The organism is Fructilactobacillus sp. X8R4C1 (genome assembly GCF_059900905.1).
Genome location: NZ_JBWXVJ010000001.1, coordinates 426,894 through 451,088, shown reverse-complemented (window position 1 = coordinate 451,088; position 24,195 = coordinate 426,894). Strand labels below are relative to the sequence as shown.

Sequence of the window (24,195 nt, the reverse complement as noted above, 5' to 3'; positions counted from 1 at the left end):
ATAACCGGCAAATAATATATGCGCCCCCCGAGAGTCGAACTCGGATCATGAGGACCGAAATCTCATGTGCTATCCATTACACTAAGGGCGCTTAACAAATACTATGCTATCGATAAACACAGTAAATTGCAAGTAAATTATTCATTTGCGACCTTATTTGCGCTTGCTTCAAGGTCCAACTCTAACTTTAGCGAATTATCCTTAAAGTCGTCAATTAAACTTTGTCCTTTAGAAACGTATCTTCCAACCGTTCTCCCAGTGATACTAACAAATTCAATTGTCTTATCATCAACCACTTTTACAGAGTCATAATGGCCTTCTTCCGCTGCGTCCAGATAGGCTTGAGCTAATTCCCCGATGTTATCAAGGATCAGCTCATCCAGTGTAATCGTTTTACCATCTTTTTTTAGTTCGTCTAACAAATTTTTAATTTCATCCATTGTCTCTGGAATTTTTTCACTCATTTTAAACACCTCAATTTAAACAAAACCACCGATACGTGCTTATCGGTGGTTAGTTAATTATTTTTCTTTTTGCACAAATGTCTTGTTTGGAACTCTGATTAAGATGAATTGGTTAGCATCCTTACCAGCATGCATCCCCAAACCGTTCCAAAAGTTTCCTTTGTATCTCAGGGTAACCACCTTGGCCCACGCATTTTGAAAATGCTCGTCATTTAACTTGATGTTTTTATGCTTCAACTTGTAACTACGGCCAGTGACTTCAGCGTTTCCACGCGTAGTAACTACCTGAGCATTCGTACTTGGCAGTTGATACTTAATGTTCTTTAGCCAGAACGAATACTGCTGGATCGGTCCTCTATTACCTTCAACCTTTACGTAGTAGGAGCCATTCTTATCACTTTGAATAATCAATGGTTCGACTTGAGACGTCGTAATCACGTTTCGATTATTGGTTTTAGTAATATTTCTGAAGAAAGTCGTATATACCATCAAAGTCAGCAGCAAAACAAAAAAAACAATTTCGCCAATTGATATCAAAAAATTACGCCATTCAAAAGTTTTTTTATCCTCGATAATCATCTTAATTCGTCGTGATCGAATATTTTTAATCATAAAGATCAACACGATTAACACAACTATCCATGCAACTACACCTATAAGATTCCACCATGAATTCATGAAAGTATCCTCCGCTTCATTTTCCTATCTTCCCTATTCTAATTGAAAATTGATTTTTATGCCATCTTTGATATACTAAGTTTAATTAAACATAGGGGTGCCGAGTGGCTGAGATTATACCCGTTGAACCTGACTTGGACAATGCCAGCGCAGGGAAGATAAGATTGAGCTTAGATACATCAGCTGGACGTTCTCGCACTCGCGCTTGAAACGTCTTTTTTTATGGAGAATAACCAATGATAACAATTAAAAATCTCTCATTTTCATATCCCGAACAGGATAAGATTCTAAATCAAGTCAATTTAAATTTCGAACCAAATAGCATCAATCTCCTGTTTGGTCCAACTGGTAGTGGAAAAACCACCCTCTTAAAACTAATTGCTCAATTGTATCCAAAATATAGCAAAGGCCAACTAACCGGAAAGATTGACATGGATGAAAAACCAGCCATGTTATTTCAGGATCCAAACCATCAGTTTGCGATGAAGACCGTCAAAGAAGAACTCATTTTTGCCCTTGGCAACCTTCACGTTGACCCTGTTAAAATGCCCAACCGGATTGACTCTGCTTTAAAGTTTTGTGGTATTAATGAACTTAAAAATCGGGCCATTACCACCTTGTCGGGTGGCGAAAAGCAAAAAGTTGCCTTAGCCATGACAGTTGTGATGAAACGTCCCGTCCTTTTACTGGACGAACCATTTAGTAACGTTGATGTTGATAGCAAAAAAGACATCATCGAACGTCTAGTCCAGTTAAAGAAAAAAAGTAATCGGACCATCATTATCTCTGACCACAATCTTTCTGACTATCTCGACGTGGCTGATCATTTCTTTAACGTCCAAGCTGGCTCCGTTCATGCGGTTCCAGCTGACCAGATTAAAAATGAACTTGCAAACGACCCTAAAGAAGAGATTCACTACAAGATTATGTCAGACAACGATCCCGTGATTAATTTATTAAATTTTTCCATGACGAACGGTAATCAAAATCTGATTGAACCAGAAAACATTGACCTGTATCCTGGAATCACTTACCTAAATGGGAAGAATGGAAGTGGAAAGTCCACCTTCTTTAAGGCGCTGTCTCGCCTCCATTCGTACAACGGGGTCGTCAAAATTATGAATCATAACATTAAAAAATCATCCCTTCCCTCTCTCATGAAGTCCGAAAACCTGATTTTTCAAAATTCAGAAGACCAATTTTTAACCATCACGCTTAAAGACGAACTGACTCTAGCCAAGAAAAATGCCATCACCAAACAATGGACTGATGACCGAATTAACGACCTCTTAAAGGCCCTACATCTTGATAATCTCTTGAATCGGGTTGTCTATTCACTAAGTGGTGGGCAAAAGAAGAAACTCCAGATCGTGATTATGTTGATTCGGGATGCGCCCATCCTCATGCTTGACGAACCATTCGCTGGTCTTGACCAAAAATCAACCGTCATTATTTCGCGGATCCTTGAGAACGAGGCTAAGAACGGGAAAACCATTATTTTTGCTTCCCATCAACGAACCGACCTCGTCGAAAATGCTGATTTCTTTATTGAACTTGCCAATCATCGATTAACTTACAAGGAGGATGTTCATGAATCCTAGTCTAAAATTCGTTCTGGTATTGATCATTGCCCTAGAAGTTTCTTTCACTACCAGTATCGTTGGTAACAGTGTGCTAATCGTCTGTGGACTCGCCTATCTCATAGTGAAACACGTAAACTTCAAGCATCTTTTGTGGATCCTTCTTATTGCCTTCATTCCTGCTGTCGGGTTACTGATCTCCCAGATTTTATACGCTAAAAGCACGCACGCGGGAATCCTATTATTTACTCGGATCTACGTTTACATCGTCTATGGAGCGGCCTTCACGTTAACCACTAAATTATACGAACTGGTTAATTCGTTAGAGCAAAATCTCCGGCTCCCAAGTAAATTTGTTTATGGGGCAATGGCGGCTTTCAACCTTCTACCAGAAATTCAAACCGAAGTTAACAAGATTAAAACTGCTAGTTTGATGCGGGGAGTTAAATTACACTGGTGGTCACCGACCCTATACTTTAAAGCAATTTTATCAGCAATTCGCTGGTCAGAAAACTTAGCTCAAGGAATGGAATCACATGGTTTTGTCGAAGGTCAGACCCGAACTTTTTATCAGACCATTAAAATCACAAAGGTGGACTGGCTCGTCTTTGTTTTTAACGTCATCTTACTTCAAGTAGTTCTGCTTCTGCTCTAGTATTCTTTGTCTCAAATAAATAAATTAATGTATAATAGAGTCAAGTAAGCGAAGTAGAGGAGGAAGCAAAATGAAAATTGGAGAAGAATTTAGTCAGGTAGCAACCGATCTAATTAAATTCCAAGAAAAACATGACATCCCTGACAACCAAATGGCCGTTGACCTACACATGACGGTGGAGAGATTTCATGCCATCAAGAGTATGCAAATTCAGCCTACTCAGGATGAAGTAAAAATAATTAAGCAGTTTATTGTTCATAACAAATAAAAACGATGACTTTTATAAAAGCCATCGTTTTTTTATCCGATTTGTTGCTCAATTAGATATGAGTCAAGGTAGCCAAAAGCAATCTCGTCAATATCTCCAAGATTAATGAGTTGATTATTCACGACGAATAATTTCGCTTTGTCAACGATTTGAACGGTTATCTGACCCCGTTCGTACTTCACGGGAAATCCGAGGTAAGATTGGCCGTCATTCATTTTTATTCTAACCACCCGTTGAAATTTGATGGCCATTTGAATCGTGGCTTCAAATAGATTAATCGTCGAATCAAAACTTCGATCATTATTTAACACGGGTTGAACGAAGACCCCGTTAGCCGAGTTGATGGACACGAAGTGATTAATTAGCCGCAAATAATCACTTTTAATCACTAATTTATCAATCTCATCAATCTTAATGAGTTCATATCCACCAAATCGTCCCATCATATCAACCAACGAAAACATAACGGAATCAGAATTAACCGCTTTCACTTGACCAATGAAAAACAAATCAGAATGAATCTTCGGTATCATCACAATTCTTCTCCCTGTTTCCATGGCCGAGTACAAGTTGGCTTCAATGGCTAATTGTCCGTCGATGACTTTTGGGGCAATGTGTTTGGCAAATAAAACTGACTTAGAATCCGTTAATAACTTTAACTCGGTTCCAAGAAACTCAACCGAACGAACCAACGGTTTAATGATAGTCTTATGGGTCACATTTTCGTTGTCAAATTTATCAACAACGGAAAGTGAAAATTCAAAGTCCGACAGTGAATTAATGAACCCTTCAACGGAATTGCCGTCTTGAGTTACCACCATCACCGCTTGTTGGTCGACAAATGAATTGCCCAAAATCTGGGTCAATAGATCATTTTTAGAATTAAGCTTCATTACTTCCTGCTTAGTTCCGTTCAGTTTTAATTGACGAGACATTCGGATACGTCCCTCCATCTTGGTGAGGTCCTCACTTTGAAAGTCAATATCATCAATATCTCCGTAGACGACGTAGACCAGTCCGTTAGCAAGCCCGTAATCATCGTATGTGATCAAAATCGCACCAGCAGCATCAAGGGCAACGACCACACCAGTATAGAAGACCGTTGTATTTTGCTGGGTCAAATTTACCAATAAATTGTTATTCATCGAATACTTCAAGTCCTTAACAACTTGATTAACTGAATTATCCAAACAATCACCCGCTTCTCTAATAACATCAGTTTAATCTTATCACATGTATGGATTCGACCAAGTTTAGTGCGCTTATCATAACATAAATTTTGCGTTCTTTTTAAGCTTTCACTTTCTATTTTCATTTATTGGGCGAATGCTTTAAACTAATAGTGAGGTGAAAATATGTCGAAGAAGAAAATAGAACGTAAACAACGCCAAAACATCATCATTGATATGAATGATTTTATCATAAAATATGCCGCTACAATGTTAGGTGAAAACAAAACTAATCTAGCTCAGCAAGTCTATGAAGCCGGTAAAAACGACGTCAAAGGATTAGATAAATTATTTAACGATGCTGGCTACGGACGAAGAGAACAATACGAAGACATTGCTGAAGGATATGTTTGTAATTTCTATCACGTAATGCCAGATCAAACAAAAACTGAGGTTGATCGGCTAACCAAAGAGGCAATGAATTACTTAGGGTCTCATGCAAACGAGTTCAATCGTTGGCGTGAAGAATAAAACAACTTCGTTTGAAGTTGTTTTTTTATTGAAAAAAGGAGGTGGAAATAGTGAACAAAGTTGGAGTCAGAGATCTCGTTGAATTTTTACTTCGAAGCGGAGATCTAAATAGTAGTCTTAGTAGTCTGAACACGGCTCAAGCTGGCACTAAAATCCACCGGAAAATTCAAAAAAATCGTCCTAGTAATTATGAAAAGGAGTACTACCTAGAAAAAGAAGTCCAGGTTAATCAGACTGATTTTATGGTTCATGGTCGTGCCGATGGTGTCATCATGAGTGATAAATCAGCCACAATCGAAGAAATCAAAACCTCTGACATTGAGTTTAACGATATTCCAAAAAACAAAATGATTCTTTACTGGGGACAAGTACAGGCTTATGCCTATTTACTAATGTCGGAACATCCCTCAATCAAATCAGTCACCATGCGGCTGACGTACGTCCAGACCCCTGAAGAAGAAATTACACAAAAGGAACGTTCCATTACATACGAAGATTCCAAACGTTTCTTTGACAACTTAATTCACGAATTTGGGGAATGGCTTGAACTTAAAGACCAGTTAAATGAAGAAAAAAGAATCACCGCCAAAAAAGTTCAATTTCCCTTCCAAACGTATCGAACGGGTCAACATGAACTGGCAGCTGCGGTATATAAAACCGTCGCCTCTAACCGCCACCTGTTGGCAGAAGCTCCCACTGGAACTGGTAAAACCATCTCAACCCTCTTTCCTACCATTAAAGCCATGGGAAATGACCTCATTTCAAAGGTATTTTACTTAACGGCCAAACAAAGTACTAGACGAGTTGCTGAAGACGCCATTAATCTCATGAGTAATCATGGATTACGACTTCGAAGCATTACCCTTACCGCTAAGGACAAGATTACGTTCGATGATGAACGTGACAAATCACCAGAGGATAATCCCTATATGCTTGGCTACTATGATCGCTTAAAACCAGCCCTAAAGGATATTTTAAAAAATAATCACCAGATCACGCGTGACGTGGTAGAAAAGTACGCAAAAAAATACACACTTGATCCCTTTGAATTCTCGCTTGATATCAGCCTTTTTTGTGACGTTATCATTGGTGACTACAATTACTTATTTGATCCACAGGTCCACCTTCAACGCTTCTTTGAGGTGCAAGACTATCAGAATTTTTACCTGATTGATGAGGCCCATAACCTAGTCGATCGTTCCCGTGACATGTACTCAACCGAACTATCATCTGAACCATTAGAAAAAGTTATCAAGCTTCTATCAAAGAACAAGGAACAAAACGCAAAGGTCTTAACCAAGTTACGATCACTCAAACGTCAATTTAACGCAATTGCCAAACCATTAAAGGAAGATCATCAATTCGAGGTCGCACTCGATGATCCACTGGATAAATTTACAAAAACAGTCACTAACGTAGTCAAGGTCCTCCGGAAATGGATCGCAAAACAAGACGACGGTGATGACCTGGACTTGGTGCTTGATTTTTTCTTTCAGTGTACGGGATACCTCAAAATCAACGAGTACTATGGTCCAAATTACAAAACGAGAATCCTCATCAATGGTAAGAATACGACTGTTCGTCTCTTCTGTATGGATCCAAGTCACAATCTAGCCGAGACCTTTAACCTTGGTGGCGGAGCAGTGTTGTTTTCGGCCACCCTCTCACCGATGAACTACTATGCCAAGGTTCTCGGTGACGAAGACAATAGTTTGAAGTATCAACTGCCCTCCCCGTTTCCAAAAGCAAATCAGAATATCATCATCACTTCTTACATCAATACTACGTTTCAAAAACGTGACCAAAGCATCCCTAAGATTGTTGATACCGTCAACAAAATGATCAGCGGAAAAGCCGGCAACTACCTGATCTTTGTTCCATCAGGGGTGTACCTAGAAAAAATCTACGATGAATTTAACAGACAACACCCCACGGTTAAAACAATCAAACAAGAAGCTGGCATGAATGAAGCAGCGCGTTCCAGCTTTATCAATCAATTCAATCAACCAAACGACCATCCTGTTGTCGGATTTGCCCTTCTTGGTGGCATCTTTTCGGAGGGAATTGACCTGGTCGGTGATAAATTAATTGGAGTTGGGATTGTCGGGGTTGGACTTCCGGGACTTAACCCAGAAACCAACCTGATTCGGGACTACTTTGATGCAGAAAATGGTCACGGATTTGAATATGCTTATCAACTACCGGGCTTAAACAACGTTTTTCAGGCTGCCGGACGTCTCATCCGTGGTAAACATGATCAGGGAATCGTTGTATTAATGGATCAAAGATTTACCCAGAAAAGGTACACAAACCTTTATCCTCAACAATGGAAAAATTATCAGATTGCTCACAACCCTCATGAACTCGAGCATGACATCAAACAATTTTGGAATAATATAAAGGAGAAAAACCATGACGAAACTTGAAAGTTACCACCCAATTTTTACCGCTCACCTTGAAATGGATTGGCTGACTACCATGAATCTTGGCGAAATAACCTCACTCTTAAATGGTCGCACAATTGCCAATGTTCGCTTGGATGGTGAGTATAACCCCACTAGAACAGCCGATCTAGTTAATCTTGACATGCGTAAAATCATGAAATCTCAGGCTCTGATTTGGGGAGTGTTGGACAAAAACACTCACACTCTACTCGGAATCTTTGCCATCAGTAATTTAGACAATAACCAACCCCAGTTTTACTTTATCTTTGAGGTCGGAATTGCTCCGGATCTAATTTCCGAATTATTAAATCACATGATCAAGTTTACTTTTCAAGAATTAAAACAGCCAAACATCTCTATTCTATTAAATAATAATCAGCATAATCTTATAGATATAATAAAAAGATTAGGTTTCTCTCAAGTAGCCCGATCCCCGAAATCCGCTAGATTTCAATTATTTCAGTGATTTCAGTTGAATTGTGTTCCATAAGCTACTAGAATGATTATTGAAATAAAAGAGTAACATTATAATGTATGGGAGTGCATATTTATGAATGAAAAAGAGAAGAAAGAAGCGTATGGGAAAGCCATGGACATTCTTAAAAGTAACAATGTCCGAATTACCCCGCAACGACAAATTATTTTAAAGTACCTTATCGATCACAATAACCATCCTTCAGTTGAGACCATCTTCCATTTTTTGGAAGAAACCTTTCCCAACCTAAGTATGGCAACTGTTTACAATAACTTACGTTTATTTAAAAAGCTTAGAATCGTGATTGAATTGCCAAATCCAGATGGTGGATATCGCTATGACTTTTACAGTCATCCCCATTTTCACGCCATTTGTGATACCTGTGGAAAAATTATTGATATTGATGATCCAAAGTTCAAGCAAATTGATAAAGACTTACAGGACGCAACCAAACAGGTTGGATTTGATCCATCAGTTTCAAACGTTGAAGTTCATGGAATTTGTAAAGAATGTCAAGCAAAGGAAAAGGACCAACAGAGTCAAAACAAGAGCAACAACCAAAAAGTTGTTGAAATATCTAAAACTTCATCAAAGGACTAATTAAAAAACTAATTTTATTTCAAAAATCGATCACCATGACATTTGTTCATGGTGCTTTTTTTATGCCTAATTTCTCTTTCGTGTTTACTATGTCAAGTTATTGCGGTAAAATAGTAGTTGAGCTAGATTATAATCATTATAAACTGGAGGAGTCAGTTATGTCAAAAATGAAAACATCACTTGCCCAGAAAATCAACGTTTTGCGGGCTAGTGTCATGGGTGCCAATGATGGGATCCTATCGGTTGCTGGAATTGTCCTAGGGGTCGCTGGTGCATCAACTAGTAATTGGGCAATTCTAATTTCAGGTTTAGCGGGAATGCTTGCCGGAACGGTATCCATGACGATGGGAGAATACGTCTCGGTTAACACCCAGAAAGATTCACAACGTCAGGCAATTGATCTTGTTAAACAAGGCCTTAAAAATCATTATGATGACGAGTTTAACTTCGTTAAAAATAAGTACCTTAAAACCGGAATGGCAAACGCCCTGGCTGAAAGAGCTACTTCCGAAATGATGCAAAAGGATCCCCTCACTACCGTGGTTCGTGAAAAATATTCATTTGATCGAAATGATTTCACTAATCCTTATGCCGCTGCCATCGCATCAATGATCTCGTTTCCAACTGGATCAATTCTTCCCCTGGTAACCATTTTCGTTGCACCAGCGCAATATCGCGTGCTTGGGACCTACATTGCCATCGTCTTGGCACTTTCAATCACCGGATACGTTGCTGCCATCCTTGGAAACGCTAACCGGACTAAATCACTAATACGAAACGTCATTTCGGGGTTAGTAACCATGACCGTTGCCTATCTTGTTGGTCGTTTAGTCGGATTAGCATTTTAGGAGGTAAGCAGATGCGTCTTCATTTAAAGAAACAACTAAAAGATAATAACGACAATACCATGGATGAGAAATTGAACAATCTCCGTGCCGGCGTTCTCGGATCAAATGACGGAATTCTCACCGTCGTTGGAGTCCTTTTTTCAGTTGCCGTAGCTACTACGAATCCCCTCACTATTTTCATTGCCGGACTATCGGATCTGCTTGCCTGTGCCTTTTCAATGGCAGGAGGAGAATATGCTTCAGTAAGTTCACAACGTGACACTGAGGAAGCGGCCGTTAAAACCGAAAGCAAGCTTTTAAAAACCAATTTCGATGATGAAATGGCAAGTGTCGTTCAATTTTACATGAGCCGTGGGGTTAGTAAAGAAACGGCAACTGAAATTGCAAAGGATCTATTATCAAAAAAACCGCTTGAAACGGTAGTGAGCGTCAAATATGACCTTCAGTTAGGGAAATATCTAAGTCCGTGGAGTGCCGCTTTCTCGTCGCTGTGTTCTGCTGCACTTGGTGGAATTCTCCCACTACTTGCCATGACGCTGCTTCCCGTCGGATTTCAGTGGCCTGGAACTATCATCGCTGTCATCATTGCTGTAGCTATCACCGGATTCTTAAGTGCCGAACTTGGGAATGGTCTGGTGAAGATTGCGGTAATTAGAAACGTCATCGTGGGAATCATTACCATGATCATTCACTATGGGATCGGACAATTCTTCTAACACATTTCTCATCTTTTAACATTAATTTTAAAATAAAATTACATTACGAGAACCTACATCAGAGTAAGGACATAGAACCCGTAAAAACCGGTGTGCCGCGCTTTATAAATGGTAGAAAAGTTGACATATACGGTTGTACTTGTTAAGTTGGTTAATGTAGATATTTTTACTTTAATTGTCAGTGTTAATCGAAAGGAGGAGTTCTGTGGCTCAAAATAATAATGAAAAAATCAAAGTTGATCACATCACTAAAATCTTTGGTCCTCATATTAAAAAAGCACAAGAACTTTTATCTAAGGGAGAAGATAAGGCTCAAATTCTTGAAGAAACTGGTAGTACCGTTGGAGTTGATAATGCTAACTTCTCAATTAAAAACAACGAAATTTTCGTTATCATGGGACTGTCTGGTTCTGGTAAGTCAACCATGTTAAGGATGTTTAATCGCTTGATTGACCCTACTTCTGGATCCATCTACTTAGATGGAGAAGACATCATGAAGTTTGATAAGAAACAATTACTTAACCTCCGTCGTAAAAAAATGAGTATGGTATTTCAAGGTTTTGGCTTACTTCCTAACCGTACCATCCTTGAAAATGCTGCTTTTGGACTTGAAGTTCAAGACGTTGACAAAGAAGAACGTGAAAAAAAGGCCCATGAATCACTAGAGATGGTGGGTCTTCACGGATACGACGATAGTTATCCAACTGAACTATCTGGTGGAATGCAACAACGAGTCGGTTTAGCTCGTGCCATTACCAATGATCCTGATATTCTCTTGATGGACGAAGCTTTCTCAGCTCTTGACCCATTGAATCGTCGGGAAATGCAGAATGAATTATTGGAACTACAACGGAAGTTGCATAAGACCATTATCTTTATCAGTCATGACCTAAATGAAGCACTAAGAGTTGGTGATCGGATCATGATGATGCACGATGGCGACGTCATTCAAGTTGATACACCAGAAGACTTACTTGATCATCCTAAAAATGATTACGTTAAGAAATTCATCGAAAACGTTGATCGTTCTAAGATTCTTACCGCATACAACGTCATGGTTAAGCCAAATACCGTTAATATCGAAAAAGACGGTCCTAAGTTAGCCCTTCGTCGGATGAAGGAAGACCAAATCTCAAGTATCTTTGTTGTTGATTCACAAGACCACTTCGTTGGAATTGTCGACGCTGATGACGTCAACGAAATGATTGATAAACACGAAAAAGATCTTCACATCGCATTAAAAACAAATGTTCCAACTACTGCTCCAAGTACACCAATCGGTGACTTGTTCAATGCCATCTCTAAATCACCAATCCCATACGCGGTGGTTGATGACGAAAAACATCTGAAGGGTATTATTTTAAGAAGTGCCGTTCTTGATGCCATGGCTACGAAGAAAGGAGGAGATAACTAATGAATAGTTTGTTATCTATCGCTAGCATTGGTGCAATTCCCATTGCCAAGTGGGTCAATGACTTTTTTGCTTGGTTAACTGGATTTGCTGGTTTCTTTAATGCAATTACGCTTTTCTTAAATACCGTTATGAACGGAATCCAATGGGTTTTTGACATTATCCCAATTTGGTTGTTTATTGTCATTATCCTACTTGGAACATGGTTCTTATTTCGCAAAACAAAGCACTGGGGCTTCATGCTCTTTGAACTTCTTGGCTTCCTTTTAATCTGGAACCAAGGATACTGGCGTGACATGACTCAAACTTTGGACTTGGTTCTGACAACTTGTCTTTTAATCGTCATCATTGGAGTTCCACTTGGAACCTGGATGGCTAAAAGTAAAATTGTGGAAACCATTGTGAGTCCAATCATGTCATTTCTTCAGACCATGCCAGCCTTTGTTTACTTGATCCCTGCCGTTGCTTTATTCGGAATCGGTCAAGTTCCTGGTGTATTTGCTTCCGTAATCTTCTCAATTCCACCAATCGTCAACATGACCAACCTTGGAATTAGACAAGTCCCAAGTGAATACCTTGAAGTATCGGAATCATTTGGTTGTACCGCATGGCAAAAACTCTTCAAAGTTCAGTTTCCACTAGCAAAACCAACCGTTATGTCAGGGATTAACCAGGGAATCATGCTTGCCCTCTCAATGGTAGTTATTGCTTCAATGATCGGTACAATGGGGCTTGGAGAAGCCGTTTACTTTGCCGTTGGTAGAAATGATGTTGGTACTGGTTTTGCAGCGGGTATCGCAATCGTTATTCTTGCCATTGTTCTTGATAAAATCAGTAAAGGCCTTGGTGGTGCCAATAAAGCTGATGCAAGAGCAAATAAATAATGAATAAAAAATTTACAAAATGGATTCTAGGAATCACTTCCGCGTTACTTTTAGCGGTAACTCTAACCGCATGTAGTGTAAATCCACCAAAGTACAATCCCAACGCTAAAGTTGGACCACAAGTTAACTACACAATAACTGGAATTGATTCCGGAGCCGGAATCATGTCATCAACTACCAAGGCGCTAAACACTTATGGACTTAAGAAGGAAAAATGGCAACTTCAAGCTAGTTCTACTGCTGCCATGCTTTCATCTCTTGATAAAGCGCTCAAGTACAAACAACCAATCGTAATTACTGGTTGGACCCCGCACTGGATGTTTCAAAAGTATCCCATCAAGTTCTTAAAAGATCCAAAGAACGCTTATGGTAAGGGTGAACACATTCAAACTATCATCCACAAGGGATTTGAAAAGAAAAATCCTGGAGCAACAAAACTTCTCAGACAATTCCACTGGAACGACGAATTAATGAGTGAAGTCATGTTTAAGATTGATAAGGGTGAAAATGCTGAAAAAGCATCAAAAGAATTCATCAATAAACACCCCGAACTAGTTAAACAGTGGCTTAACGGCGTTCCTGAGGGACACGGTCAACCCGTTAAACTGGTCCTCGTTTCCTGGGATTCTGAATTGTCATCATCCAACGTGGTTGCTCAACTGCTACGGATGAAAGGTTATAAACCAACCCTTTCAGCAATGGAAGCTCAACCAATGTGGACGGCCCTTTCAACTGGATCGGCCGACGCTTCAACTGCTGGTTGGTTGCCAACAACGATGGCACCGATGTACAAGAAGTACAAAAACAACGTTGAAATCGTTGGTACCAGTATTGACAAGGCTAAAGTTGGCTTAGCTGTTCCGAAGTACATGAAGAACGTTAACTCAATTGAAGACCTAAAAAAATAAATAATCGAAAAAAATGAGTCTCATGAACAACATTCATGGGACTTTTTTGATACCATTTAATTATGAGAAAAAATTCGAAAGGACAATGACTATGACTAACAAAGAATTTCCAATTGATAAGTCGGAACTAAAAACCGACTTCTATGACGCCATTAATGGAGCATGGATTAAACAAGCAACCATTCCGTCTGATCACTCGTCAACCGGTGGTTTCATGGATCTAGTTGATGATATCGACAAGACCTTAATGAAGGATTCAGCCGACCTATCAAGTGGAAAGTTACCTGCTAAAACCCCCGAACTCGAAGAATACAAAAAGTTCTATAACATGACTAATAACTTCAAAAAGCGTGATGAAGATGGTGTTAAGCCTTTAAAGCCAGTCCTTGACCGAATCAGTAATCTGGAAAATTACAATGATTTAAACAATCAGCTCCCCGATTGGATCCTTTCTGGACTCCCAACCCCATTTTCATTGGGACTTGATCCTGACATGAAGAATGCGAAAGTGAACGCCCTCTTTGCGAGTGGACCTTCCCTTTTTATGCCAGATAAAACTTACTACGAAAAAGATAATGAAGCGGCCAAAACCTTAATGCCAATCTTCATTCAAATGACCACCAAGTTATTTGAAATGGCTGGATATAGTGAGAACGACAGTCAAAAGATCGTTGAAAATGCGGTTGAATTTGATCGCTTAATCGCCCCAAACGTCAAGTCAGCTGAAGAAGCTGCTGACTACAGTAAAATGTACAACCCAGAAAGTACCGACGAATTAGCTCGGTCAACCAATGCCTTGAACCTAAAGGAAGCCATTAACCAATTAGTGGGTACCCTTCCTGAAAAGATCATCGTCACCGAACCCCAATTCTTTAGTAATCTTTCCGAACTTTTAACTTCATCTCACTTCCAGCTTATGAAGGACTGGATGCTTGTGAAGACACTTAATGGGTACAGTGGCGCTCTCTCAGACAAATTCCGGGTAGTTGGTGGGACCTATAGTAGATCGCTCTCAGGCAAGAAGGAAGCCACTAATAAAAAGAAGGCCGCCTACTACCTTGCATCAGGAACTTTTGATCAAGTGGTTGGTGACTACTACGGTAAAAAATACTTTGGTGAAAAAGCCAAAGCTGACGTTCATCAAATGGTTGATAGTATGATCGACGTATATAAAAACCGACTTTCAAACAACCAATGGTTAAGCGACGACACTAAGAAGATGGCAACTAAAAAGCTTTCTACCCTTGGAGTTCAAGTCGGATATCCTGATGAACTAGATCCGCTTTACAAGAAATTTCACGTTACCGAGGAAAAAGATGGTGGCACGGTTTTAAGTAACCTACTTAACTTTGAAAAAATTGCCAACCAAGACGAATTCTCAAAGTGGAACAAACCAGTGGAACGAGAACGTTGGGAAATGAGTGCCAACACCGTGAATGCTTACTATCATCCCTTTAAAAACATCATTGTCTTCCCGGCTGCCATCCTACAAGCACCATTTTACAGTTTAGATCAACCCGAAAGCGCTAATTATGGCGGAATCGGAGCGGTTATGGCTCATGAAATTTCACACGCCTTTGACAATAATGGTTCTTTATTCGACCAGTATGGTAACCTGAATAATTGGTGGACCAAGTCCGATCACGAACACTTCTCCAAGTTAGCCCAGAAAATGATTGACGAATTCAACGGCATTCCATTTGCGGGTGGTAAAGTTAACGGTAAACTGACCGTCTCAGAGAATATCGCTGATGCGGGTGGTCTTAGCTGTGCTGAAGAAGCCGCTAAAAATGGTGATGACACTGACTTATACCAGTTCTTTACCAACTGGGGTCGGATTTGGCGGATGAAAGCCACCCCAGAATACCAGAATCTATTACTATCAATTGACGTGCATGCACCTGCCCCACTTCGGGCATCCGTTCAAGTTAAGAATCTTGATGACTTTTACACAACTTTTGACGTAACCGCCAAAGATCAGATGTACTTAAAACCTGATAAACGAGTTCAAATCTGGTAGGATGTAAGTGAAAAATAGAACAGATGGGAGTGTATAATATGAAACTTACTGATTATATCGATAAACAAATTCAATTCTTAGACCAACAATTACAAGATGCTAAAGACAAGAGTGAAGTTAAGGGTCAATACCTCATTGAATCAAAGATTAACGAACTTCAAGCATTAAGCCGTGCCGTTGAAAAAGGTGTCGTTAACCAACTTTAATTAAGTAAATAGAAAAAGCGAGTTGATGTGAACCCATAAAGTTGGACACATTATATAATTTTTTCTAGGTGGCTTGTTTCCGATATTGAACCGGAGATAAGCCACCTAGTTTTTCTTTAATCCGATCATTATTGTAATAATTAATCCAAGCCCTAACGGCTTGGGAAAGTTCTGCTTTAGTTCTGTATGACTGGGTCATTTCCGCTTTTAAAATATGGAAAAATGATTCCATAGCTGCGTTATCAAGACAAGTTGCTTTTCGTGACATGCTCTTGATAACGTGGCTTTTTTAACTAAATTAATGAATTTTTGATGTTGATAATGACAACCTTGATCGGTATGAATGGTAGTTCGGTAGTTTAATTTTGGTAATCTTTTAAAAGCTTGGTCTACCGATAAAAGAACTGAATTAAGGTCTGAATGTTCTGACAATTTATATGAAAGTACCTCACCCGAAAATAAATCTAAGACCGGATTTAAATAAAGACGTTCTGACATGGACTTCGATCCATAACGTAATTCCGTAGTATCAGTTACCAATTTTTGATAAGGTCTGTCCGTTAAAAACCTTCGGTTTAATTTATTCTTACAAGTTTGACCAACATTTCCTTTATAAGAATTATATTTTCGTTTTTTCTTGGTAAACGCCGTTGATAATAAGCCAAGTTCATTCATTAAGCGTAACACACGTTTATGATTAATTTGATGGCCTAAATTCTTTAAGGCTAACGTTACTCGCCGATAACCATAGTTTGGGTGACATTGTTTAATTTGCGTGATAGTTCTTTTAATCGGACTCTCAAACTTTTGACTTTGATTCGACTTCGTCGAATAGTAGTAAGTACTTCGTGACATCTGAACAGCTTTTAAAATCAACGTTAAGCTGACTTAGAATTGCTGCCTTAGCTCATTAATTATTTGTGCTTTTTGTCGGGCTGTTCGTCTTGATCTAAGGCATTCAATTTTTTTAAGTATTCATTTTGGATCTTTAACATCATATTTTCGTCTTTAAGCCGTTTCATTTCTTGATATTCTTCTATGACATTATGCTGATTAGTTTTTTTCTTATGTTTCATAATTGGTCTCCCTGGTTGTTTATCTAAGCCAGAAATCCCATCGCATTCAAACGAGCGTTGCCATTGATGAATTACTGAGGGTGAAGTGATATCAAAATGTAACGCTGTTTCGGGATAACTGGCACAGTTTAGTTTCATCCAGTTTAATATGTTTTGCTTGTCAGAGCTACTATATTTTCTTGGGGTTGACCGAACGGTCAATCCTTTGGCTCCATACCGTTTAAACCTATCTACCCAATTAAGCACCAAGCTACATGATCCTATCCCATATTTTCGACATAGTTTGAGTGAGCTGTCTCCATTAAGATATTGCTTAACAATTTCTACTTTTAATTCGTAACTGTATTTTGTCATAATAAAACCCCTTAAGTTGAATTTTTTGTCCAACTTAAGGGGTTCATATCAAGCACACAATGTGTGCTCGCTTTTTTAGTTTAAATATTTCAATACAAGTTTATTGTTTGAGTCATTCTTAGATATAAATATTCTATGGAATAAAGATGTTCTAAAATCATTTTGTTTCATTACATTTTCAAATCTTTTTTGATTCCCTTGTATATAACATATTATTAAATTCTTTGATTTAAATATTAAGTTTACTAATATACTTATTTTTAATTACATATTTACAAAATTAATTCAATTCTTTAAATTCTATTTCTTCTTTTTCTTCCAATATTTTTACAAAATTCAAAGTTGGTAAGATATAAGCAGGAAACTCATTCGAATCAAGTGTCAGGTGAGAAAGAATATCTCTAACATAGGGGAAAAGAATTGCATTACCATTTAATGCAAGCATTCTTTTTATTTCATCACTATTATCATTTTTTGAAGATTTCTCATCAAAATAAAATTCAAAATATCCAGTTACACTAGCTTTCAATCTAAATGGAGCTGTCTCAATATCTAAATCTCCAGCTTGTACCTTAATATTTACCATGCCCTTATTAGAATTAGAACCTTTTTTAGGAAACAAAACCGTAGAGTGAAATTTATTTTCTACAGTAATATTTTTATTCTTTGGGGGAATGAATTTCGGATTTTTAAAATATTCAACATTTTCAACTAAATAATTCTTAAATTGCATTGACATAGAAGAATTCAATTATGCGGCTCCCTCGTATTTATTTTTATTACTAAAATAGTTAGAGTTAGAAATAGTATTGTACCCTTTTTCTGCATGTTCTAATTTAGTTTCATTTGAATAATGAACATGTTCCTTTACGATATTTTTTTTATTTAATGAAAAATTCTTCATAATTCCATTAAAATCTTCGGAACTAAAAAGATTAGATTCACTATTAGTAAAATAATCATTTTTTGTTGATATTTTAATAAAAGAATTAGGTATATTGGATACACTTTTTTTCTTAAAACCATATTCATGCATTACTTGATCAAGAATCTTATTCGAAGCATCACTTTTTAGCATTTTGCCAAATTCTTCAACAGAAACATTAAATTTCATAAAAATCAACTCCTATCCTGTATCAAATCTATCGTCATTGTATCATAATTAACCAGTTTATTATCTTTTATGCACAATTCAGTAGAATTAGGAATTTGTGTTTTAGGAACCGCATGTTCATTTAGAATATTACGAGTTGGTGCCAATACTCCCCAAACATCATGATTCAAATCATAACGCACATATTTTACGAAAGCATCTACAATAACCCCATCTAATTTTTTAGCTTTCCCTAAATTACCTTTCCTTTTATACATGTCATAACTTTGTATATCTTTCCATTTTTCTTGAATAAATTTATCAAAATACTCTTGTATATATGGGTCACTAAAATCTATAACATTTTCAAAATTATTTATATTAAAACTAATAACTGATAATTCTGTCTTAAAAACATCATCTGTACTTTTATTTTTTCCTTTCTTATAATGTCCATATAAACATTGATGTCTGGCGAACCTTTCAGCATTTTTTTCTGATTCTGCAAATGCATAAGCACCACGTCCTAGAGAACCAACCGTATTAGAAATTTTAAATTTCTCTTCTTTTATGATACATGCGCTTTGATATGAAGTTCCATGATAATACTTATAATCTTTCACTTTTACTCCCTTTACTGCACAAATGTAACATTCTCCTTACTTTGTATTACCATAAAAGTTACTTTTTTATAAAAAAGTACAAAAGCGAGATCACAAATTCATGTGTTCTCCTTTTCTAATTTTTATTCAGCGAACAGGAATCTTTCAATAATTCTTGAAGCCATCTGATTGTTTAATAACTTACTGTGTTGACCTGATCTTCCGCTTACTTTAATTTCCTGATAGTCAGAGCCCGGGACAAGCTTTCTTAATTCACGAGCAGACGAAGTAGTAACTCGTCCGTCAGATTTATTTGTCTTGTTCAATTGTCCGTAAACGTTGAGGACACTCACACCTTTCGGAAAACTCTTAGAAGCATCCTTTAATTCACTAACTTTCGGGTAGCGATGGTTCATAACATCAGTTACCGGCATGATGCCCTTGTATGGTCCACCAATTGATATGAACTTGGTCAGTCGCATATGATTCGATTCTTGACCATATGCCACGGCGTTCTGATAAATCGTTAGACTCCCAGAACCAAATCCTAAAGCATTATATTGTTGATAATGGTACTTATGATTTAAATGAACGAGAATCTCATTCAGCCACTTCGCCTGAATTACCGTTGAAGCAGTATTGTCGGTAAAGTTGACCTTGATAATCGGATACTTAGCGTGTACATTTCCGTTAGGATGGTAATAAATCTTACCGTCCGGATAAACGTTAATCTTCATGGCATACTCGCCGCCCTCACGACTAGAAGTAACCGTAAGGTGATTAGCAGCCTTGGAAGTTTTATTTAGGTCTGATACAAATAAAATGGGGGTGTGTTCGCCACGCTTTACACCATCAACGTTGATCCCAAATTCAATAAAAAGAAAACCAGCTACAACAATGGCAATTCCAATCGCAAATAAAAAAATGTTTTTCTTTGCTGCTTTTTCCAAAAAATCACTCTTCCTTTGTTCATAAATTAGGAATCCCAGTGACACAAAAATCCCGCACAAAAAATCCGGAACACGCAAGCACCGGTTTCCAAATAATAATACACAATTGTGTATGAAACATAGTCTTATTAGATTTATAGCTCATCTTGTTTTCTTCCGGCAAAAAAGAAATAAAGACAGATACCAATGATACCCAACAACAATATTAACATAACCAACCAGAAGATGCTCTTTGAAACCGCTTTATTTATTGAATGAGTCGCTGAAATTGGGTTATTGACAGTAAACCCACGCGTAAAGTTCCAGACCTTAGTTCCCTTAAATTGAGGATCATTAGAAATAATTTTTAAGTGAAGCAAATAGCGTCCGTTCGGTAATTGGTTAGCGGACTTAGGAACCAGGTAATTAAACGAACTATTAGGCGCGATTACGGCATCAAAAGTTGTATGTGAGTCTAAAGCATTCATACTGTTAATCGGTGTAACGTCAGTCTTAATCTTGGTTTTTCCAAGCACCGCCGCCCTGTCATTTGATAACTTGACTTCCATCAAATTAGGATTACTAGCATTCAGCATCTTAATTCCATTCATTTTGATGTTAGCAGGTTGTTTTCCGTGTTTTAACTGAATTCCAACCGAATATGAATACAGTGAATTGACTGGTGATGACGACTGGTTGCCATTATCTTCGACAACGTAAAGGCCACCAAGAATTGTTCCCTTGAAGTCTTGAAATCGCCTTCCACTTGGAACATTTAGATTTAAAACAACGGTTTGTTTTTGTTGCGGTTGAAGTGAAACCGACTGATCGGAAGTTTTAGCAAAAGTTACCAACTTCTCAATCGGAAATTGACGGTTATTAGTTTTCTCTTTATTAGCGTAACTAATCGTAGGAGCTCCAGAAGTAGTAGCGGGATTAACTCCCAATTTAACCTTTAATGGCATGTTAGTGCTTCGGTTAATCAACTGGATTTTTAGCTGTTGTTTCATCCCAGGAGTTGCCTTAATATCGAAATAATCAGCCCTTTTTTGTTGGCCTTTCACATCTTTTATCTGAGGAAGAACTTCCAGTGGGACCTGATTTTGTGTATCGGCCTGGGTAAAAATACTTCCAAGTAAGAAGAAAAGAACAAAAGCACCGAGTGCAACCATCATCACCATTAATCTTTGAACTACTTTCATTATAACGCCACTCCAATTTCCAAGTTTAATCATTCATTACGCACAAAAGACGACAACAATTCTTAAATTATCATCGTCTTAATCATTAGTCGCCCTCAGAAGGACCGTGAGACAAGTTCCAAGTCAGCGTTCCACTAGAGTTCTGTGAATTGCCACCAAGACCCGCTTTATTATCCCTTAAAACTTCTTCATCTAGGTTCAATTTAATGTTATCCAAATTCCAAAATGTCTGATAGGTTGAATTATCTAAACTCACATCATTACTTGAGACAATCGGGGTTTCCTGTCCATTAAAGTTAATGAGGTCGGAAAGATTGTTTCCCGTTTTATTCCACTGCGTAAGTCCCATGCCACTTGGGGTACTTAATTCTTGGAGAAAACCATCACCAAGTGGGGACCCACCCAAAAGTAACGATGCATCATTTAACAGGTTTCCTTGATTATCATTTGCTGTAGCCGTAACCGATAAGTTCCAACCGTCATCATTTATTTCGCTACCAGCAGAATTAGTAAACTGGGTAAAGATTCCCGGATCAGAACTATTTGGATTGTAAGCTAACGAGGTCCCCTGCTCAGAAATTGGAACCGCCAAATGCCCATTAATCGGTGACGCATTCCCACCGTTCATGTTAAATTGCATGCTTTGCGGAACTGCATCGAGTCTTAACATTGCCGGATCATTATTGTCAGCAGGGTTGTTAGCTCCCGCAACTTGGTCACCCGGATCGACATTTTGTGGAAAGCCATTGTCATCCTGTGTTTGCGGTTGATATGGATTAATCACCCCAGGGTTATTAACACCATCAACTGGTTCTGGGGTCTCCTTCGTGTAAAACCAACTGGAATCATTATATCCAGCGGCAAAAGCCGTAATGGTTTCGTTCGCAGTCAGGTAGGTTTGCTGTCCGTTCTTTTTAGGCAACGTATACTTGAAGTGCCCGGTAGAATCAGTCTTAGCGACGTACTCCCTTTTGGAAATATTATCAGGAGCTTTGGGTTGAAACATTGGATATCCAAAGGCGTAACCATCATTTGGGATACTATCGTTGTTGCCAACATTGGGTTGGATATTCGGATCACCAGTTAAACTAACATACGCATTTGCATAAGGAGCACCGTTGTCATCCGTGACGGTTCCGTCAATCTGGTACGAGTACTTCGAATCCCTTGCATCATTTAAGGAATGGTCAAACTGCAGGTTACCTTCGGACTGGGAAGTCCCCACCTTTAAACGAGAATATTGATATGGATCAAACGAAGTGGGTTGAAAGGTATCATTTGGATACGACCAGCCACTAGCCGGTGATTGTTCCCAACTCCACTGAGGCGAACCGTCATTATCAGAATTAATTAAGTTCCAAGCTGAGAATGGTTGATTAGCACCAAACTCAATTTGTCCGCTCCCGGTTGTACGACCGCGATTAACCGAAATAATTGGTTCATTAACCGGATGACTATAATTACTCATCCGCAGATCGCCATACCCCAGTTTACGTAAATCAACGTTCCCAGTTAGCGACTGAATTGCCATTCTTGAATCATTATTTTGAACATTTTTATCAATGTTTAAGGTTGGCTGTTGATCAGAACCTGGGTCAAGTTCAGCAACCTGATTAGGAGCAAAGGTAATGTCACCGTTAGCAAATATGCCTGGACGATTAGTTGCTGGGCTTCCGTAACCATGATTACTATTGACCGTTAGGGTTGAACTCCCAATATTAATTCCAGATTGAGCACTACTATTTGCTCGATTATAAGAAGTGATGGCCGTATGACCAGGCGTCATATCAATATTAACCTTGGAGTAATTACCAATACTAAAGTCATTTTGGTTATTTCCACGCCCCAGATCAAATCCAGAAGTTTGACCTGAACTGTTGCTATTACCACCACCAACTGAGTTTTTAGCGGTCGCATCCATATCGACATTGACATTGTTACCAATCGCAATCTGACCCAGATTAAAGGGTTGACCAGTATTAGGATTAGTGGGAACATTTTGAATCCGCTGATCCCATCGTTCGTCTCCCCAGTCACCAATTTCAAAATTAGGAAGAGAAGAATTGTTATTACTGGTGGTTTTAACGTTAGTTGGATTGGAACTGTCATTACTGTCGGCAATCCACAATGCACATGCTTCCATCAGTTGTTGACCACCAAAGGAAATATTAGTATTAGTTCGCCCCATCGCTGAATACCGATTAACCTGGTTCAACCGGATTTGGCCCTTTAAAACGTCTAATCCACCATAGTTAACAAACGGTTGGGAACCAGTATACGAATAATTGGTGTAAGTTTGTACATCACCATGAATTCCACCGTTGCTATCACAAAACATACCATAATAATTACCACCATACACGTTCAAGTTGTTAACCTGAACGTCTGGAAACTGGGATGTCCCATTCGAATTGCTTCTATTATTTCCATGCCAATCAAAACTATTACCGCCTAAATCAACCGTTGGACCATTAACGTGTTGATCGTCCGGATTACTATTAGAAGCGGTAACTTGTCCGTCGACCACCAGATTGCCACTTAGACGAGAAGCAGCCTGGACCTGTCGCATTCCGGTATCAGGAGCGGCAAAATCATTTGCAATTAAAATATGATCGACGTTTGAATTCTGGATGGCCGCAACAAAACTACTCCAGTCGCCCACCGAGACAGTCGATAAATCAGCCGTTTTAATTTGCGTAGCCGACAACTTGGTGGCTGGCACGTACTTACCCGCCTTAAAATCACTTTCGTCATTCTGACTTTCTTGCATTAATTGTGTGTACTTACCATTCTTTTGGTCCATATCATGGTTACTTAAGGTTTTTGTCTTCTGGTCGTTTCCAGATGACGCCTGATCTGGATTATTACTAGTTGAACTTGTCCTTTTAAACGAACTACTTTGACTAGCAGAATGAACATGACTATCTGATGAACTAGCTGTTTGAGGATTACTTTCGGCCTTTACTGAAGCAGAACGATTTGAACTCGTTGTATATAAGAATAGGATCGTACAAGCCACTATAAATAATATGGTCACTCCACCGAGAATTACTCGTTGGATCCATTTATCCTTTTTCACCGT

General features: G+C 38.5%; 23 protein-coding genes, 1 tRNA gene, 1 pseudogene and 1 riboswitch. Of the genes and pseudogenes, 14 read left to right on the top strand and 11 right to left on the bottom strand.

What is annotated here, in order from left to right; genetic code table 11:
* Nucleotides 1-19: 19 nt before the first annotated feature.
* The 3 genes from AC6UDA_RS02165 to AC6UDA_RS02155 all read right to left on the bottom strand — a co-directional run bounded on the left by AC6UDA_RS02165 (nt 20) and on the right by AC6UDA_RS02155 (nt 1,142).
* A tRNA-Arg gene (locus AC6UDA_RS02165) sits at nt 20-91 on the bottom strand.
* A gap of 46 nt (nt 92-137) precedes the next feature.
* The gene (locus AC6UDA_RS02160) at nt 138-464 is read right to left on the bottom strand and encodes a hypothetical protein (protein WP_500710766.1); all 327 of its coding nucleotides are present in this window, start codon (nt 462-464) and stop codon (nt 138-140) included.
* 57 nt (nt 465-521) lie between these two features.
* Nucleotides 522-1,142 carry an LVIS_2131 family protein gene (locus AC6UDA_RS02155; RefSeq protein WP_500695281.1) on the bottom strand — a complete coding sequence of 207 codons (621 nt, stop codon included), beginning with the start codon at nt 1,140-1,142 and terminating at the stop codon, nt 522-524.
* Between the two features lie 83 nt (nt 1,143-1,225).
* Nucleotides 1,226-1,315, top strand: a riboswitch (TPP riboswitch).
* A gap of 63 nt (nt 1,316-1,378) precedes the next feature.
* On the opposite strand from AC6UDA_RS02155, the gene AC6UDA_RS02150 reads away from it, so the two are divergent.
* From AC6UDA_RS02150 to AC6UDA_RS02140, 3 genes are all read left to right on the top strand, one after another.
* Nucleotides 1,379-2,743, top strand: coding sequence for an ATP-binding cassette domain-containing protein (locus AC6UDA_RS02150; protein WP_500710764.1), 1,365 nt, complete (start codon nt 1,379-1,381; stop codon nt 2,741-2,743).
* Nucleotides 2,733-3,377 carry an energy-coupling factor transporter transmembrane component T family protein gene (locus AC6UDA_RS02145; RefSeq protein WP_500710762.1) on the top strand — a complete coding sequence of 215 codons (645 nt, stop codon included), beginning with the start codon at nt 2,733-2,735 and terminating at the stop codon, nt 3,375-3,377. Before AC6UDA_RS02150 ends, AC6UDA_RS02145 begins: the two co-directional genes overlap by 11 nt.
* A gap of 70 nt (nt 3,378-3,447) precedes the next feature.
* Nucleotides 3,448-3,645 (top strand): LBP_cg2779 family protein, encoded by a 198-nt coding sequence (locus tag AC6UDA_RS02140; protein ID WP_500693476.1) that lies wholly within the window; start codon nt 3,448-3,450, stop codon nt 3,643-3,645.
* Between the two features lie 32 nt (nt 3,646-3,677).
* Here the strand turns inward: AC6UDA_RS02140 and AC6UDA_RS02135 are convergent, their stop codons facing one another.
* Nucleotides 3,678-4,835, bottom strand: coding sequence for a hypothetical protein (locus tag AC6UDA_RS02135; RefSeq protein ID WP_500693475.1), 1,158 nt, complete (start codon nt 4,833-4,835; stop codon nt 3,678-3,680).
* A gap of 165 nt (nt 4,836-5,000) precedes the next feature.
* On the opposite strand from AC6UDA_RS02135, the gene AC6UDA_RS02130 reads away from it, so the two are divergent.
* The 11 genes from AC6UDA_RS02130 to AC6UDA_RS02080 all read left to right on the top strand — a co-directional run bounded on the left by AC6UDA_RS02130 (nt 5,001) and on the right by AC6UDA_RS02080 (nt 15,857).
* Nucleotides 5,001-5,345: a hypothetical protein gene (locus AC6UDA_RS02130; RefSeq protein WP_500693474.1), complete on the top strand. Its 345-nt coding sequence runs from the start codon at nt 5,001-5,003 to the stop codon at nt 5,343-5,345.
* A gap of 47 nt (nt 5,346-5,392) precedes the next feature.
* A complete protein-coding gene (locus AC6UDA_RS02125; RefSeq protein WP_500710870.1) occupies nt 5,393-7,771 on the top strand; it encodes a helicase C-terminal domain-containing protein in 2,379 nt (792 codons plus the stop codon).
* Entirely contained in the window at nt 7,758-8,255 is a 498-nt protein-coding gene (locus AC6UDA_RS02120; protein ID WP_500710760.1) for a GNAT family N-acetyltransferase, read from the top strand. Before AC6UDA_RS02125 ends, AC6UDA_RS02120 begins: the two co-directional genes overlap by 14 nt.
* Nucleotides 8,256-8,339: 84 nt before the next feature.
* Nucleotides 8,340-8,864, top strand: coding sequence for a Fur family transcriptional regulator (locus AC6UDA_RS02115; protein ID WP_500707238.1), 525 nt, complete (start codon nt 8,340-8,342; stop codon nt 8,862-8,864).
* A gap of 158 nt (nt 8,865-9,022) precedes the next feature.
* Nucleotides 9,023-9,712 carry a VIT1/CCC1 transporter family protein gene (locus AC6UDA_RS02110; protein ID WP_500700839.1) on the top strand — a complete coding sequence of 230 codons (690 nt, stop codon included), beginning with the start codon at nt 9,023-9,025 and terminating at the stop codon, nt 9,710-9,712.
* An 11-nt stretch (nt 9,713-9,723) separates the two neighbouring features.
* Nucleotides 9,724-10,428, top strand: coding sequence for a VIT1/CCC1 transporter family protein (locus AC6UDA_RS02105; RefSeq protein WP_500710758.1), 705 nt, complete (start codon nt 9,724-9,726; stop codon nt 10,426-10,428).
* 205 nt (nt 10,429-10,633) lie between these two features.
* Nucleotides 10,634-11,842, top strand: a complete 1,209-nt coding sequence (locus AC6UDA_RS02100) for a quaternary amine ABC transporter ATP-binding protein (protein WP_500696488.1) — start codon at nt 10,634-10,636, stop codon at nt 11,840-11,842.
* Nucleotides 11,842-12,723, top strand: a complete 882-nt coding sequence (locus tag AC6UDA_RS02095; protein WP_500693468.1) for an ABC transporter permease — start codon at nt 11,842-11,844, stop codon at nt 12,721-12,723. Before AC6UDA_RS02100 ends, AC6UDA_RS02095 begins: the two co-directional genes overlap by 1 nt.
* Nucleotides 12,723-13,631: a glycine betaine ABC transporter substrate-binding protein gene (locus AC6UDA_RS02090; RefSeq protein WP_500693467.1), complete on the top strand. Its 909-nt coding sequence runs from the start codon at nt 12,723-12,725 to the stop codon at nt 13,629-13,631. Before AC6UDA_RS02095 ends, AC6UDA_RS02090 begins: the two co-directional genes overlap by 1 nt.
* Nucleotides 13,632-13,722: 91 nt before the next feature.
* Entirely contained in the window at nt 13,723-15,651 is a 1,929-nt protein-coding gene (locus AC6UDA_RS02085; protein WP_500710756.1) for a M13 family metallopeptidase, read from the top strand.
* Nucleotides 15,652-15,689: 38 nt separating this feature from the next.
* Complete coding sequence (locus tag AC6UDA_RS02080) at nt 15,690-15,857, top strand: hypothetical protein (protein WP_010022596.1); 168 nt, start codon at nt 15,690-15,692, stop codon at nt 15,855-15,857.
* Between the two features lie 64 nt (nt 15,858-15,921).
* Here AC6UDA_RS02080 and AC6UDA_RS02075 read toward each other — a convergent pair.
* From AC6UDA_RS02075 to AC6UDA_RS02045, 7 genes and pseudogenes are all read right to left on the bottom strand, one after another.
* A pseudogene (locus tag AC6UDA_RS02075) lies at nt 15,922-17,287 on the bottom strand (IS3 family transposase).
* Between the two features lie 280 nt (nt 17,288-17,567).
* The gene (locus AC6UDA_RS02070; protein ID WP_500710754.1) at nt 17,568-18,038 is read right to left on the bottom strand and encodes a protein-export chaperone SecB; all 471 of its coding nucleotides are present in this window, start codon (nt 18,036-18,038) and stop codon (nt 17,568-17,570) included.
* Nucleotides 18,039-18,401 carry a hypothetical protein gene (locus tag AC6UDA_RS02065; protein WP_500710752.1) on the bottom strand — a complete coding sequence of 121 codons (363 nt, stop codon included), beginning with the start codon at nt 18,399-18,401 and terminating at the stop codon, nt 18,039-18,041.
* Between the two features lie 5 nt (nt 18,402-18,406).
* Nucleotides 18,407-19,003, bottom strand: a complete 597-nt coding sequence (locus AC6UDA_RS02060; protein WP_500710750.1) for a hypothetical protein — start codon at nt 19,001-19,003, stop codon at nt 18,407-18,409.
* 122 nt (nt 19,004-19,125) lie between these two features.
* On the bottom strand, nt 19,126-19,932 hold the full coding sequence (locus tag AC6UDA_RS02055) for an alpha/beta hydrolase (protein ID WP_500710748.1): 807 nt from the start codon (nt 19,930-19,932) through the stop codon (nt 19,126-19,128).
* A gap of 134 nt (nt 19,933-20,066) precedes the next feature.
* On the bottom strand, nt 20,067-21,113 hold the full coding sequence (locus AC6UDA_RS02050) for a WxL protein host-binding domain-containing protein (RefSeq protein WP_500710746.1): 1,047 nt from the start codon (nt 21,111-21,113) through the stop codon (nt 20,067-20,069).
* 85 nt (nt 21,114-21,198) lie between these two features.
* Nucleotides 21,199-24,192, bottom strand: coding sequence for a pectate lyase-like adhesive domain-containing protein (locus tag AC6UDA_RS02045; protein ID WP_500710744.1), 2,994 nt, complete (start codon nt 24,190-24,192; stop codon nt 21,199-21,201).
* Between the last annotated feature and the right edge of the window lie 3 nt (nt 24,193-24,195).